Origin of the sequence: Streptomyces sp. KMM 9044 (assembly GCF_024701375.2) — a bacterium.
Classification (GTDB): Bacteria; Actinomycetota; Actinomycetes; order Streptomycetales; family Streptomycetaceae; genus Streptomyces.
The window spans coordinates 7,266,476-7,279,517 of sequence record NZ_CP113910.1 but is presented as its reverse complement, the minus strand read 5'-3'; the positions used below and the strand labels follow the sequence as shown (position 1 = coordinate 7,279,517).

Genomic DNA, 13,042 nt, shown 5'->3' with positions numbered 1-13,042 from the left:
TGGGGTGTTGATCTGGAGGGTGGGCCCGGGAAGCAGGTGAACAGGGCACTTGTGGATCATGGAGTTCTCTCCGCTTCAAGATCCACGAAGGTGCCGTGTTCGTTCCTCCATCATCCCCTGTCGCTGCCCCCGCTTGCGCGGTGCCCCGCCTGGAAGCCCTCGGCGAGGGAGCCGCCAAGGACCAAGTCCACTGCCTGGTCGCCGAGTTCGAGTCGGTCACCGATCCGAGAGGGGCGCGCGGGGTGCGCTACCGGCTCTCCTCGCTGCTGGCCCTGATGGTCTGCGCTATGACCCCGTCCGGACACGACTCGATCACCGCGGCGGCGAAGTGGTGCCGACGCGCGACGCCGGAGGAACTGGCCGCCTTCGGCCTGCCCTACCACCCGCTCCTCGGCCGCTACCGGGTGCCGAGCGAGAAGACCCTGCCCAGTGTCCTGGGACGCCTGGATCCCGGCGAGATCAGCGCGGCGGCCTATGGCTACCTTCGGCCCTTGCTGTCCCCACGGCCCCGCCGGCCGGAACCGGTCATGCCCGACGGCGGCACCGAGCGCGAACAGCGCCGGGCCCACCGGACAGCCGCCCACGCCGACCCGATACGCATCCGGCGGCGGGCGATCGCGGTGGACGGCAAGTGCCTGCGCGGCGCCCGCCGCCCGGACGGCAGCCGGGTCTTCGTCCTGTCCGCCGTCCGCCACGGCGACGGCGTCACGCCCGCCTCCCGCGAGATCGGCGCGAAGACCAACGAAATCCCCGAGTTCGCCCCCCTCCTCGACGGAATCAACGACGCAGATCTCGCGGGGACGATCGTCACCGCCGATGCACTCCATGCCCCACGCGACCACGCCACCTACCTGCACGAACGCGGCGCCCACTACCTGCTGACCATCAAGAACAACCAACGCGCACAAGCCCGTCAGCTCCACGCCCTGCCCTGGAAGAAGATCCCCGTGATCCACCGTGACGACGCCCGGGGCCACGGCCGACACGAGCAGCGGCTCGTGCAGGTCGTCACCGTCGACGGCCTGCTCTTCCCCACGCGGCCCAGGTCCTGCGCATCCAGCGCAGACGCCGCCTCTACAGGGGCGAAGAAGTGGTCCAGCGAGACCGTCTACGCGATCACCGACCTGCCCGCCGAGGAAGCGAACGCCGCCGAGATCGCGTCCTGGGCTCGCGGGCACTGGACCGCGGAAAACACCGTCCACTGGTGCCGCGATGCCACCTTCAACGAGGACAAGTCCCAGGTCAGGACCCACAACACGCCCGCCGTACTCGCAGCCCTCCGCGACCTGATCCGCAGCACACTCAAGCTCGCGGGTTACATCAACACCGCCGCCGGACGACGAGCCCACACCGAACGCCCCCGCGCCCTCGCCCTCGCCCTCGCCCTCGCCCTCGCCCTCGCCCTCTACGGCATCACATGATCAAACCGGACGATCCAGGCACTCGCCGGGGCCCTGCTGGACGTTCTTGTGGACGCCGCGCCGGATCTGCTTGTCCGTCAGCAGGCCGAACCAGCGCTCTACTTGGTTGAGCCAGGAGGAACTGGTGGGCGTGAAGTGCATGTGGAAGCGCGGGTGTGCCAGGAGCCACTTCTGGATGGCGGGGGTCTTGTGGGTGGCGTAGTTGTCGCAGATCAGGTGGACGTCGAGTCCGGCGGGGACTTCCTTGTCGAGCTTGGCGAGGAACTTTTTGAACTCGCTGGCGCGGTGGCGGCGGTGCAGGGAGCCGATGACCTCGCCGGTGGCGGTGTTGAGCGCCGCGAACAAGGTGGTGACGCCGCCGCGCAGGTAGTCGTGGGTGCGGCGCTCGGGCATGCCGGGCATCATCGGCAGCACCGGCGCCGAGCGGTCCAGCGCCTGTATCCGGGACTTCTCATCGACGCACCCTCTCTGTCATTCTTGGGCGGGTCAGGCATACTTGATGATTCGATGTATTGAGGGTGGAGAAGGAGTAGTGCCCAAGTGGCCAGCATCAACGACCACGGGACCCCTGATCCGCAGGTAGAGCCCCGTTCAGCCGGTCCGCGCCGGTATTCCGCGGAGTACAAGGCGAGGATCCTCGCCGAGTACGAGACACTCGACAAGAAGGGCAAGGGAGCCCTGCTGCGCCGGGAGGGTTTGTACTCGTCGCTGATCGCGAACTGGCGGGAGCAGCGGGACGCGGGCGCGAAGGCCGCGCTCGCCGCGCCGGCGGGGCGGCCGAAGGCCGATCCGCGGGACAAGGAGATGGGTGTGGCTCCTTTGGAGGGACAGGCTGAGCTAGGCATTTGCCGGTTGGGCTCGACTGCCGGTCGTGGAGATCCTTTCGGAACCAGCAGGTCACGCCCGCGCGTCGCATCAAGATCGACAGCGCGGAGGGTGCCGGTCACCGCGTGACCCGCTGTCGTGGTCGAGTCGATCACTCGGGCGTGCCTCAAGCCGCAGTTCACGCAGCTAGGGCCGTCCCTCCAAAGGAGCCACACCCCAAGGAGATCGTCCGCCTGGAGGCGAAGGTCGCCCGGCTGGAGAACGAGCTGGGCAAGGCCCAGACGGTGATCGAGGTCCAGTCAAGACTCTCGGCACTGCTGGACCAGTTCGCCACTGGCGGTGCGACGAGCACGGGCGAGACGAAGTAGCCATCTCCAGCGAGGAGTTGGACCCGGCGGCAGGCGCCGGAGTGACGGTCGGCCAAGATCCTGCCGGAGCCGGAGCCGGAGCCGGAGCCGGAGCCGGAGCCGGAGCCGGAGCCGGAGCCGGAGCCGGAGCCGGAGCCGAGGAGGTGCGGGCCGGTTTCGAGCGGGCCAGGGTTGCGGCGTTGGAGGAGCTGGCAGGTGTGGTCGGCCGGGTGCGGGCATGTGCCGCGCTCGGGGTGAGTCGGGCGACGTACTACCGGCATCATCGCCGGTCCCCGGCGCCGGTGCGGCCGCGTGCCGAGCTTCGGCCGCACCCGCGTTCGCTGTCGGCGGCCGAGCGGGAGGAGGTGCTTGACGTGCTGCACAGTGAGGAGTTCGCGGACATGGCGCCCGGCGAGATCCACGCGGTCCTGCTGGACAGGGGCACCTATCTGTGCTCGGAGTCGACGATGTACCGGCTGCTGCGCGGGCACGGCGAGGTCCGCGAACGGCGCCGGCAGGCAACCCACCCGCCGCGCAAGAAACCGGAGTTGGTCGCCGAGGGCCCGAACAGGGTCTGGTCGTGGGACATATCGAAGCTGAAGGGTCCGGTCAAGGGCAGCTACTACTGCCTCTACACGATCGTGGACATCTACAGCCGCTACACGGTGGGCTGGATGCTCGCCGGTCACGAGAACAAGGAGCTGGCCGAGCAGTTCCTGTCCTCCAGCATCGCCAAGTACACCATCGGAGAAGGGCAGTTGACGATCCACTCCGACCGCGGCTCGCCCATGGTCGCCGAGAACGTCGCACAGATGATGTCCAACCTCGGCGTCACCAAGTCGCACTCGCGCCCGAAAACCTCGAACGACAATCCCTTCAGCGAGAGCCAGTACAAAACCCTCAAATACCGCCATAACTATCCGGACCGGTTCGGGTGCATCGAGGACGCCCGCGCCTGGTGCGAAGACTTCTTCGACTGGTACAACCTGGCGCACCGACACTCGGGGATCGGCATGCACACGCCTTTCGACGTCCACTTCGGTCTCGCCGACCAGCTCCGCGAGATGCGTGCCGACGTCCTGGCCTCCGTCTACGACCGGCACCCCGAACGCTTCGTCCGCAAGGCCCCCGAACCCCCGAAACTCCCCGGCACCGTCTGGATCAACAAGCCGACCGACCCGCGTCACCCCGACGCAGAGATCCCAGCTCAGGGATAGCCGCAAAATCCTGACTCACCAAAATTGACAGGCTCCGGCAGAGCACGACGGCGCGCTCGGGCGGATCGAGGTACAGGCCCACCACGTCGCGGACCTTCTCGATGAACTGCGGGTCCTTGCTCAGCTTGAAGGTGTCGACCTGGTGCGGCTTGAGGCCGAAGGTGCGCCAGATCCGCGAGACCGTCGACTGGCTCAGCCCGCTCTGTTTCGCCATCTCCCGGGTGGACCAGTGCGTGGCCCCCTTCGGTGTCGTTTCCAGCGTTCGCACGATCACGTCCTCGACCTGCTCGTCCGTCACCGTGCGGGCAGGCCCCGGCCGTTTCTCGTCGGCCAGGCCCTCCAGCCGGTTGACCGCGAACCGCTTGCGCCACGTGGCCACCGTGGTCGGATGGATCCCGAGGTCCGCGCCGACCCGGGTGTTCGACAGCCCGTCGGCACACGCGAGGACGATCCGGCAGCGCAGCGCCAGAGCCTGCGCGGACGTCGCCCGCCGCGACCAGCGCAGCAACGTCTCACGCTCGGCATCCGTCAGAACCACTTCGACCGTCGGCCGACCCATGCGCGCCATGAGCCAAGCATACTTCTATGGCTTTTCTAAGACTCAGGACACTAGGTCCTGTCTGAGATTCAGATCATGAGTTAGGTGGATCGCCTGCGCGCGGAGGCTCGGTCTTGATAGGTCATGAGTCATGGCGCGAGGCGATCTCACCGATGAGCAGTGGTCCCTGGTTGAACCCCATCTCCCGTATGCCGCGGTCGGGCCCATCCCTGATCTGCGAAAGTACTTCAACGCGGCGATGTGGCGGTTCCGCACCGGGGCTCCCTGGCGTGATCTGCCGACCGAGTTTGGGCCCTGGCAGAGTGCGTACGACCGCTTCCGGATCTGGGCGAAGCGGGGCATCTTCCAGCAGGTGATGGAAGCGATGATCGCCGAGGCTGCCGCCCGTGACCAGGTTGACATGGGTCTGGTCAGCGTGGACTCGGCAACCTCCCGCGCTCACCACCATGCCGCCGGGATGGTCCTCGATCCCGAGCAGCTGGCGGCCCTTGAGGCCGCCGCCGAAGCGGAAAAGGGGGCGGCAAGGAGGGACAACAGCCGCAGGACGGACAAGGTGATGCCCAAGGCGAAGACGAGGCACGCACCGAGCGACGACGGATCCGCAGACGGCGCCGGGCCCGGTTGAAAGCCGCTGAACTGGGACGTTCCCGAGGCGGGCTGACCAGCAAGATCCATGTTGCGGCCGATCGCCGGTGCCGGCCGCTGGTGTTCGTCCTCACCCCTGGACAGGCGGGTGACAGCCCGCAGTTCACCGCGGTCCTCAAGCGGATTAAGGTCCGCGGCCCCGTCGGACGCCCCGGACCCGGCCGGACGCCGTGGCCGGGGACAAGGCGTACTCCTCCCGGAAGAACCGCCGCTACCTACGCATACGCGGGATCAAGGCGGTCATTCCGGAGAAGGCCGACCAAGCCGCGAACCGCAAGAAGCGCGGCAGCGCCGGCGGCCGACCCATCTCCCACGACGCCGAGCTGTACAAGGACCGCAACACCGTGGAGCGCTCTATCAACCGGCTCCGCAACTGGCGTGGCATCGCCACCCGCTATGACAAAACCCCGCAGAGCTACGAAGCCGGACTCCATCTCTGCGGCGCGATGCTCTGGATCCGCAGCATCACACCGCACTCATGATCCGAATCCCAGACAGGACCTAGTCGGTACCGACACGCTGCTGACCACCCGGGACAACATCGAGGCCGTCATCGAGGCCAAGGCCATGATGTGCGTCTACGGGCCGGCCGGATCCGGCAAGACGATGTCGGTGAACTCCGCGCTGCGCCACCTCGCCCCGGACATCACCCACCGCCTGGAACTACGGGCCGGACCGACCCCGCGTGACATCCGCCATGGTCTCTTCCAGGCGCTGGGGCTGCCCGGTGAGCCGCCGGCCCGCCCGATCGAGTTCGACACCCTCCTCAAGGAGGCACTCGCGGAGGAGTTCCGGGTCCTGGTCTGCGACGAGGCGCAGTGGATGAAGAAGACCGGGTTCGAGTTCTGGCGCCACCTGTGGGACGACAAACGCACTAACATCGCGGTGATCTTCGCCGGGGGCGACGGCTGCTACAAGGTCCTGCGCCGCGAGCCCATGCTGGCGTCCAGGATCTTCATCTGGCAAGAGTTCACCCGCATGTCCAAGGACGAGGTACGGGCCACGATCCCCGCCTTCCACCCCGTGTGGGCAGACGTGGACACCGCGTTGATCGACGCGATCGACAAGCAGGCCGCCCACGGCAGCTTCCGCAACTGGGCCAACATCACCACTCACGTCCTCGCCGGCATGAAGAAACTCAACCTCGGGCAGGTCGACGAAGACCTCGTGCGCTGGGTCTACAGCAAGATCGGCGGCATGTAGTGACCGCCAGCGGCCTCCCAGCCGTCACTGTCCTCGACTCTGTTGCTCCATTGCGGAGAGGGACGCCGGCCTGTCGGCGGGGCGCAGGGAACGGGTCTCGCGAGGAGGCGGTCCGGCCCCGGCCGGCCCCTCTCGGACGCGGTGCGTGACCCTCCCCCGAATAGAGCAACAGAGTCGTCCTCGTCGACAAAGACGACCACCCCGCATGGACGGCCGCCGCACATGCCGCACACGCCCCGCCATCGGACGTCTGACCATCGACCCCAGCCCCGCCAATGGCGCACCCGCCGCCCTCGCGCACGACCTGCTCTACTCCCTGGGCAAACGCCTCCCTCAAGGCGGAGAAACCCACGGAACCTGGGCCGACTCCCAACACCCCGCTTGGGACGCCGTCGCCGCCTGGGTCCTCACCCACCACATCGGGCACCTCATCGTCTGCCGCACCGACCGCCTCACCACCGCCCGCCAGAGACAACTACTCACCCTCCGCGAACGCTGCGGCATCCACCTCACCCTCCTCTGGCACCGCCCGGTCAGCCCCACACTGACCACGCTCCTCGACGAGACCCCGCACCACATCATCGGCGCCCTCCCCCACGCACGCGTCGCCCTGGAGCAGACGGAACACCCACTGGCCGACATCCCGAACCCTGAACAGCACCGGCACTCCGACCCCGCACCCTGCCAAGACGACGGGCCATGGACCCCCCCTCGAGCACCGTTGGACGGCGTAGTGGTGGACCGTCTCGCGCGGACCCCGTGCCAGGGCGCCCCCGCGGGTACCCCTGGCAGCGCCTCACCGTCCCTGCACGGAGACGACTTCACGGCGCGAGACGTCCTCGCCACCCGGCTGACCACAGTGGCCCACCCGCTGCACGCCGCAGCCCTGACCATCCACGCCATCACCGCAGCCGACATCGATCGGCTCGCACTCATCCGCGCCATTGACATCGACGAGAACGCAACCACCGTCAAAGTCCACGACAGCACCACCCACCGCCGATGCCGGCTCTACCCCCTGCCCACCTGGACACGCCCCCTCATACGCGCCGCCCGCATCCACAGTCAGCTGAAGGACCGCGCCCCGGACAACCCGCTCTTCTCCCTCATCACCGCCCGAGACGGAGAACAACTCACCCTCACCGCAACAGGAATCCGCTACGCGTTCGGCCCCCTGCGGCAAGAGGATGCTGCTCGCCTTCACCAGGCGGCGCTCACCGGAGCACTCCCACGGCCCTGACCAGCAACAATGCGCTCCACGCTGTACCGACCGGCAACCAACTGACCTGCTCAGACGCCAAAAACGTCAGCCCCAGATCGGCATCCATGTCACCACTCGAAACCCGCACAGCAACAAACTGACCTGCAGAATCCCCGTATCTCCCGCACTGACATCACGATGCCGAACCACCACCGACAAAACCCCGCAGATCATCAACACCCACCCCTGGACCAGCGCGACCGACTCTCACCACCACCGACACCAAACCGAGAGATCGCACCTGTGGTACGGCTCCTTCCACACCCGGACCGTGAAGGTGGTGCTGCTGCGCGAGGACGTCACCGACACCGGCTACGACCTGGCCCTGGTCTCCACCGACCTGACCGCGCCGGCCGGGCACCTGGTGGCCCGGTACGCGAGCCGGTGGTCCATCGAGGTGACCTTCGGCGAAGCCCGCAGCCTCCTCGGCGTCGGCCAGGTACGCAACCGCACCCCACGCGCGATCGAGCGCACCGTGCCCTTCGGCCTGTACTGCTACACCATCACCGTCATCTGGTACACGCTGCACGGCCACCACCCCCAGGACGCGGCCGAGCACCGCACGCGGGCCCCGTGGTACCTCACCAAGACGCACCCGGCGTTCTCCGACATGACCGCCAAGCTCCGCCGGACGACCATCGCGGCCCGATTTATGCCCATCGACGCCGGTCAGCCCACCGATACCGAAATCCGCGCCGTCCAGGAGGCACGGGCCGCAGCCAGCGCAGACCTGGCATGACGGTTGGTCAGAACGGCGAAAGTCGAGGGCCGTGAGGTCACCCGGAAAAAATTTTGGGGACGGTGTCGATACGGCGGTATCACGTTCGTCGTCATGGTGTGCGGCCACTCGCCGCGCGAGGATGACGACAGGACCCGAGGGAGTCGGACCATGAAGTACATGATGCTGATCAACAGCGGCTCGATCGACGAGAACGGCGGCGCCGCCGAATGCACCGTGGAAGACTGGATGGCCTACGACAAGGCTGTCCGAGACGCGGGCATCCTCGTATCCGGCGAGTCGCTGACGGACCTGGTCACCGCCACGAAAGTGCGCGTCAGCCCGGACGGCGAGCGGACCGTCACCGACGGGCCGTTCGCGGAGACCCGCGAGGTCCTCGGCGGATTCTACGTCATCGACGTGCCGAACCTGGACGTCGCCCTTGACTGGGCCGCCCGCTGCCCGGGCGCGCGGGGCAGCGGCTCGGTCGTCGTACGACCGGTCTCTGACTTCGGGGCCTGAGACCGATGGCGGAGCGCGCTGCCAGCACGGACCGGGCCGTGGAGTCGGTGTTCCGTGAGGAACACGGCCGGCTGCTCGCCTCCCTCGTGCGCCGTTTCGGGGATCTGGATTTGGCGGAGGAGGTCGCCTCGGAGGCGATCGAGGCGGCGCTGATGCACTGGCCGGTACAGGGCGTGCCGGCCAGGCCCGGCGCATGGCTGCTGACGACGGCCCGCCGCAAGGCCGTCGACCGGCTGCGCCGCGACCAGGTGTATGCCGCCCGGCTCGCCATCCTCCAGGTGGAGGCGGACCGGGCCGACCTCGCACCGCGCTCGGACGCTGGCCCCGATGGCGACCTGCCCGACGAGCGGCTGCAACTGTTCTTCACCTGCGCCCATCCGGCCCTGCTGCCCGAGGCGCGCGGAGCACTCACCCTGCGCTGCCTGGCCGGCCTGACGACGCCCGAGGTAGCCCGCGCCTATCTCGTGCCGCCCGCGACGATGGCCCAGCGGATCGTGCGGGCGAAGAAGAAGATCCGCGAGGCCCGGATCCCGTTCCGCGTCCCGGACACCGACGAGTTGCCGGGCCGCCTGCCGGGCGTCCTCCAGGTCCTCTACTCGATCTTCACCGAAGGGTACGCGGCCAGCTCCGGCCCGCAGTTGCAGCGGCTCGGCCTGGCGGAGGAGGCCATTCGCCTAACGCGGGTCCTGCGCCGGCTGCTGCCCGCCGAGCGGGAGGTCAGCGGGCTGCTCGCCCTGATGCTGCTGGTCCATGCCCGCCGCGCCGCCCGGACCGGCCCCGGCGGCGAGCTCATGCTGCTGAAGGAGCAGGACCGCGGCCTCTGGGACCAGCCGATGATCGAAGAGGGACTGAGCCTGGTCCCCCCGGCGCTGACCGGCGGCCCGCCGGCCCCATACGGCGTGCAGGCCGCGATCGCCGCCCTGCACGACGAGGCGACCGACTTCGCGTCCACCGACTGGCCTCAAATCGTCGCGCTCTACGACGTCCTGCTCACACTCACCCCGTCCCCGGTCGTCGCACTGAACCGGGCGGCGGCCGTGGCGATGCGGGACGGCCCGGAAGCGGGGCTGGCACTGCTCGATGCCCTGGCGGACGAGGAACGGCTGCGCGGCCACCACCCCTATCAGACCGCACGTGCGGATCTTCTCCAGCGCCTCGGACGTCTCCCGGAGGCGTCCGAGGCCTATCGGCAGGCGCTCGCCCTGGCCGGCACGGAGCCCGAGCGGGAGCATCTGCGACGCAGACTGAACGCAGTCGAACGAGCCCTGTGACGGCTCCGGTCACGGCCACCGTCAGTTCCCCGTCCGGCCGACTCCAGACGCCCCTGACGCCCGACGTCCAGCCACCGCCACACCGCCCTCGGCGACACCCCACCGACGCGGCCGTCCCCTCTCTGTCAAAGTAGGATGAGTCAGGTAAAATGACCGATTCATTCAGTCGAGGGCGGAGAAGGAGGAGTGCCCGCGGTGGCCAGCACCAACAACCAGGGGACCCCGGATCCGCAGGTGACGCCCCGATCGTCCGCTCCGCGCCGGTGCTCGGCGGAGTACAAGGCGAGGATCCTGGCCGAGTACGAGACTCTGGGCAAGCAGGCCAAGGGGGCCTTGCTGCGCAGGGAGGGCCTGTACTCGTCACTGATCACGAACTGGCGGCAGCAACGGGATAAGGGCGCCGAGGCGGCGCTCGCCGCGCCGGCGGGGCGGCCGAAGGCCGACCCGAGGGACAAGGAGATCGCCCGCCTGCAAACCCAAGTAGCCCGACTGGAAACCTAGTTGGGCAAGGCCTGCACGGTGATCGAGGTTCAGGGAAAGCTCTCCGCGCTGCTCGACCAGTTCGCCACGGACAGCGCCACCACGGGGAACGGCGAGATGTCATGACTGCCCCGGCGGACACGGACGCGGGTATCGCGGACGGGCTGGATCCGGTAGCGCGGGCGGCTTCTTTCGAGGGCGCCCGCGCTCAAGCCCTGGAGGACCTGACGGACATGGTCGGCCGGGTCCGGGCATGCGCCGCGCTCGGCGTGAGCCGGGCCACCTACTACCGTCACCATCGCCAGAGCCCCGCACCGGCGCGGGCCCGCCGCGAGCGGCGCCGCCATCCGCGCGCGCTCGGCCCGGCCGAGGAGGAGCGTGTCCTTCAGGTGCTGCGGTCCGCCGAGTTCGTCGACATGGCACCGGGCGAGATCTACGCGGTCCTCCTGGACCGTGGGATCCACCTGTGCTCGGAATCGACGATGTACCGGCTGCTGCGCAAGCACGGCGAGGTCCGCGAGCGGCGCCGTCAGGCCACTCATCCGCCCCGTAAAAAGCCCGAACTGATCGCCGAGGGGCCCGACCGGGTGTGGTCGTGGTCGGGTAGCCGGAGGGAATTTCAGGCTCCGGCCCCCACAGAACCGTGCGTAACAGTCTGCCGTTACACGGCTCTTGTCACCCTGGTCACATCCAGTATGTCCGGCACAAGCGCCAGTGCGCGAACATTCCCGGGTATCGCCGGGTGATGTCCTGGAAGCACTGTTTTTGGACTTGTTGAACCCGGACAGCCGCTTGTACTTCCGGCGGATCCAGCGCACCAGGTAGGCGTTGACGCGCTGGAGGAAGGGCCTCAGCACGGAGGGGTAGAACGCCCCGTAGTACTGGATCCAGCCCCGCACGATCGGATTCATGAACCGCGCGAGCTGGGCGAAGGTGTGCCCGGTGCGCCGGTGGATGCGCCGGCTGCGCACTTCGGCGCCCATCTTCTTGAGGGCTGCGTCGCTGACGGCGGGCAGGAAGCAGGAGAACGTCGTCCCGTGCTTGTTGCGCGCGTAGCGGGCGCGGGAGGTGAACCCCAGGAACGTGAACGACGTTGGGTGCGGATCCTTCTGGGGGAAGGTCGTTGATCAGGCTCCGAGTTGGTAATCCCGCTGGTCGGGGTAGGTGCGTTGGTGCTCGCGGGTGTGGTGGTAGGCGAGGTAGTCGTCGAGGTCTCCGTTGGCGTGGACGGCGCGGAGTTTGAGTACGGCTTCGGCGCTGTCGAGGCCCCAGCGGGCGCCGGTGATGTCGAGGCGGTCACCGATGAGGTGGCGGCAGGCTCCCTCGACGGAACCGGTCGCGATCGGCCACCCGTTCTTCAGCGCGATGTCGTAGCGGAGTCGGGCGAGGTGCCCGGTCGGGTAGCGCGCGCAGGTGCCGACGGCCTTGCGCTTGGAGCCGGTGAGCCGGTCTTTCTCGGCCTGCGTGGTCATCTCGCGGGTGACGCGGGCGGCGTGTCCGTGCAGGATCGCGGTGAGTTTCTCCGCGGCGAAGGTCTCCGCGGCCTCGCTGCCGGCCGGGTGGAAGGCGTGGGCGGCCGTCCAGACGTATTCCGCGACATGCACGAAGTCGATCAGGACGTGGATCGTCGCCTTGCGCCGCCGTGCCTCGGCCTCGACCAGATCGAGTTGGCGGTGGGCGCCGTCGACGAGGACGAGCCAGGGCCGCAGGTGGCCCCGGTCGCGGTCGGCGGCCTGGGTGAACGCCTCGGCGATCACGCCGCCGCGGCACTCGTGACCGAGGCCGGCGCCGACTACGTCCTGACCGTGAAGGCGAATCAGAAGTCGTTGTACGCACGGCTCAAGGCTCTGTCCTGGGCCCGGATACCCGCCGTGACCAGAACGGACCGCGGACACGGGCGGCGTGCAACCCGCACGGTCAAGGCCATCGACGTGCCGGCCCGGATCGACTTCACCGCAGCCGCGCAGGTCGCCCAGCCACGGCGCACCGTGACCCGCAAGGGCCGACGGACGGTCGAGATCGTCTACCTGATCACCAGCGCGGACGCCCGCACCGCGCCCCCGGAGATTCTGGCCACATGGGTGCAGTCCCACCGGGAAATCGAGAACCGCCTGCACTGGGTCCGCGACGTCACCTTCGACGAGGACCGCTCCCAGGTCCGCACCGGCAACGCTCCCCGCGTCATGGCAGGTCTCCGCAACATCGCGATCACCCTCCTCCGCCTCCATGGCCACCAGAACATCGCCGCCGCCCTACGACACCACGCCCGCGACACCGACCGCCCCAACAACCTCCTCCTGACCTCATGATCGACAACTTTGCCGGGGCCCTGGCTCCAGGACCGGCGCCGCTGGCAGAGCGCGGAGCAGTGCCGCGTCGAGGTGTTCCGCTGGCTGGTGCGATACAACTCACTTCGCCGGCACTCGACCAACGGCCAGATCAGCCCCGTGGCCTACGAACATTCATATAGTATGGACCTTGCCGCATAAGTACACGAAACGTGTCCACTTCGCGGGAGGGGGGAAGGCCCCGCTACGAGCGCGTGTGTGGCCGGTCGGTGAAGTCGACCCGGG

Annotated in this window: 12 protein-coding genes and 5 pseudogenes; 13 read left to right on the top strand and 4 right to left on the bottom strand. The window is 68.4% G+C overall.

Features of this window, described 5'->3' with window-relative positions; all coding sequences use genetic code 11:
- Positions 1 to 140 precede the first annotated feature (140 nt).
- A complete protein-coding gene (locus HUV60_RS32815; RefSeq protein ID WP_269441265.1) occupies positions 141 to 1,421 on the top strand; it encodes an ISAs1 family transposase in 1,281 nt (426 codons plus the stop codon).
- Positions 1,422 to 1,454: 33 nt separating this feature from the next.
- Here the strand turns inward: HUV60_RS32815 and HUV60_RS32810 are convergent.
- A pseudogene (locus HUV60_RS32810) lies at positions 1,455 to 1,883 on the bottom strand (IS630 family transposase); the annotation flags it as partial.
- A 78-nt stretch (positions 1,884 to 1,961) separates the two neighbouring features.
- Here HUV60_RS32810 and HUV60_RS34200 point away from each other — a divergent pair.
- The 3 genes from HUV60_RS34200 to HUV60_RS32795 are packed head-to-tail and all read left to right on the top strand — an operon-like array spanning position 1,962 to position 3,810.
- Positions 1,962 to 2,375 carry a hypothetical protein gene (locus HUV60_RS34200; RefSeq protein WP_443047482.1) on the top strand — a complete coding sequence of 138 codons (414 nt, stop codon included), beginning with the start codon at positions 1,962 to 1,964 and terminating at the stop codon, positions 2,373 to 2,375.
- Between the two features lie 32 nt (positions 2,376 to 2,407).
- Positions 2,408 to 2,614, top strand: coding sequence for a hypothetical protein (locus HUV60_RS32800; protein ID WP_257853700.1), 207 nt, complete (start codon positions 2,408 to 2,410; stop codon positions 2,612 to 2,614).
- Positions 2,615 to 2,655: 41 nt separating this feature from the next.
- Positions 2,656 to 3,810 (top strand): IS3 family transposase, encoded by a 1,155-nt coding sequence (locus tag HUV60_RS32795; RefSeq protein WP_443047566.1) that lies wholly within the window; start codon positions 2,656 to 2,658, stop codon positions 3,808 to 3,810.
- A gap of 37 nt (positions 3,811 to 3,847) precedes the next feature.
- On the opposite strand, the pseudogene HUV60_RS32790 reads toward HUV60_RS32795, so the two are convergent.
- Positions 3,848 to 4,378, bottom strand: a pseudogene (locus HUV60_RS32790) (IS630 family transposase); the annotation flags it as partial.
- A gap of 121 nt (positions 4,379 to 4,499) precedes the next feature.
- Here HUV60_RS32790 and HUV60_RS32785 point away from each other — a divergent pair.
- The 8 genes and pseudogenes from HUV60_RS32785 to HUV60_RS32750 all read left to right on the top strand — a co-directional run bounded on the left by HUV60_RS32785 (position 4,500) and on the right by HUV60_RS32750 (position 11,215).
- Positions 4,500 to 5,496: pseudogene (locus HUV60_RS32785) on the top strand (IS5 family transposase).
- Positions 5,497 to 5,581: 85 nt separating this feature from the next.
- A complete protein-coding gene (locus tag HUV60_RS32780; protein WP_257853697.1) occupies positions 5,582 to 6,217 on the top strand; it encodes an AAA family ATPase in 636 nt (211 codons plus the stop codon).
- A gap of 205 nt (positions 6,218 to 6,422) precedes the next feature.
- The gene (locus HUV60_RS32775) at positions 6,423 to 7,457 is read left to right on the top strand and encodes a hypothetical protein (protein ID WP_257853696.1); all 1,035 of its coding nucleotides are present in this window, start codon (positions 6,423 to 6,425) and stop codon (positions 7,455 to 7,457) included.
- A gap of 292 nt (positions 7,458 to 7,749) precedes the next feature.
- On the top strand, positions 7,750 to 8,217 hold the full coding sequence (locus tag HUV60_RS33720) for a hypothetical protein (protein ID WP_331462037.1): 468 nt from the start codon (positions 7,750 to 7,752) through the stop codon (positions 8,215 to 8,217).
- A gap of 150 nt (positions 8,218 to 8,367) precedes the next feature.
- On the top strand, positions 8,368 to 8,718 hold the full coding sequence (locus HUV60_RS32765; RefSeq protein WP_257853690.1) for a YciI family protein: 351 nt from the start codon (positions 8,368 to 8,370) through the stop codon (positions 8,716 to 8,718).
- A gap of 5 nt (positions 8,719 to 8,723) precedes the next feature.
- Positions 8,724 to 9,989, top strand: a complete 1,266-nt coding sequence (locus HUV60_RS32760; RefSeq protein WP_257853689.1) for an RNA polymerase sigma factor — start codon at positions 8,724 to 8,726, stop codon at positions 9,987 to 9,989.
- Positions 9,990 to 10,184: 195 nt separating this feature from the next.
- Positions 10,185 to 10,490, top strand: coding sequence for a hypothetical protein (locus HUV60_RS32755; RefSeq protein WP_257853688.1), 306 nt, complete (start codon positions 10,185 to 10,187; stop codon positions 10,488 to 10,490).
- Positions 10,491 to 10,591: 101 nt separating this feature from the next.
- Positions 10,592 to 11,215 (top strand): hypothetical protein, encoded by a 624-nt coding sequence (locus HUV60_RS32750; RefSeq protein WP_257853687.1) that lies wholly within the window; start codon positions 10,592 to 10,594, stop codon positions 11,213 to 11,215.
- 84 nt (positions 11,216 to 11,299) lie between these two features.
- Here the strand turns inward: HUV60_RS32750 and HUV60_RS34195 are convergent.
- Together HUV60_RS34195 and HUV60_RS32745 are read right to left on the bottom strand one after the other, a co-directional pair.
- Positions 11,300 to 11,452, bottom strand: a pseudogene (locus HUV60_RS34195) (group II intron maturase-specific domain-containing protein); the annotation flags it as partial.
- Between the two features lie 144 nt (positions 11,453 to 11,596).
- A pseudogene (locus tag HUV60_RS32745) lies at positions 11,597 to 12,226 on the bottom strand (ISKra4 family transposase); the annotation flags it as partial.
- A gap of 15 nt (positions 12,227 to 12,241) precedes the next feature.
- On the opposite strand from HUV60_RS32745, the gene HUV60_RS32740 reads away from it, so the two are divergent.
- A complete protein-coding gene (locus HUV60_RS32740) occupies positions 12,242 to 12,778 on the top strand; it encodes an ISAs1 family transposase (RefSeq protein ID WP_257853686.1) in 537 nt (178 codons plus the stop codon).
- Positions 12,779 to 13,042: the final 264 nt, after the last annotated feature.

Bases quoted from the DNA above. Each gene is read 5' to 3' on its own strand.
- HUV60_RS32780 (WP_257853697.1), top strand. From the start codon at position 5,582: ATGATGTGCGTCTACGGGCCGGCCGGATCCGGCAAGACGATGTCGGTG.
- HUV60_RS32775 (WP_257853696.1), top strand. From the start codon at position 6,423: ATGGACGGCCGCCGCACATGCCGCACACGCCCCGCCATCGGACGTCTG.
- HUV60_RS32765 (WP_257853690.1), top strand. From the start codon at position 8,368: ATGAAGTACATGATGCTGATCAACAGCGGCTCGATCGACGAGAACGGC.
- HUV60_RS32760 (WP_257853689.1), top strand. From the start codon at position 8,724: ATGGCGGAGCGCGCTGCCAGCACGGACCGGGCCGTGGAGTCGGTGTTC.
- HUV60_RS32750 (WP_257853687.1), top strand. From the start codon at position 10,592: ATGACTGCCCCGGCGGACACGGACGCGGGTATCGCGGACGGGCTGGAT.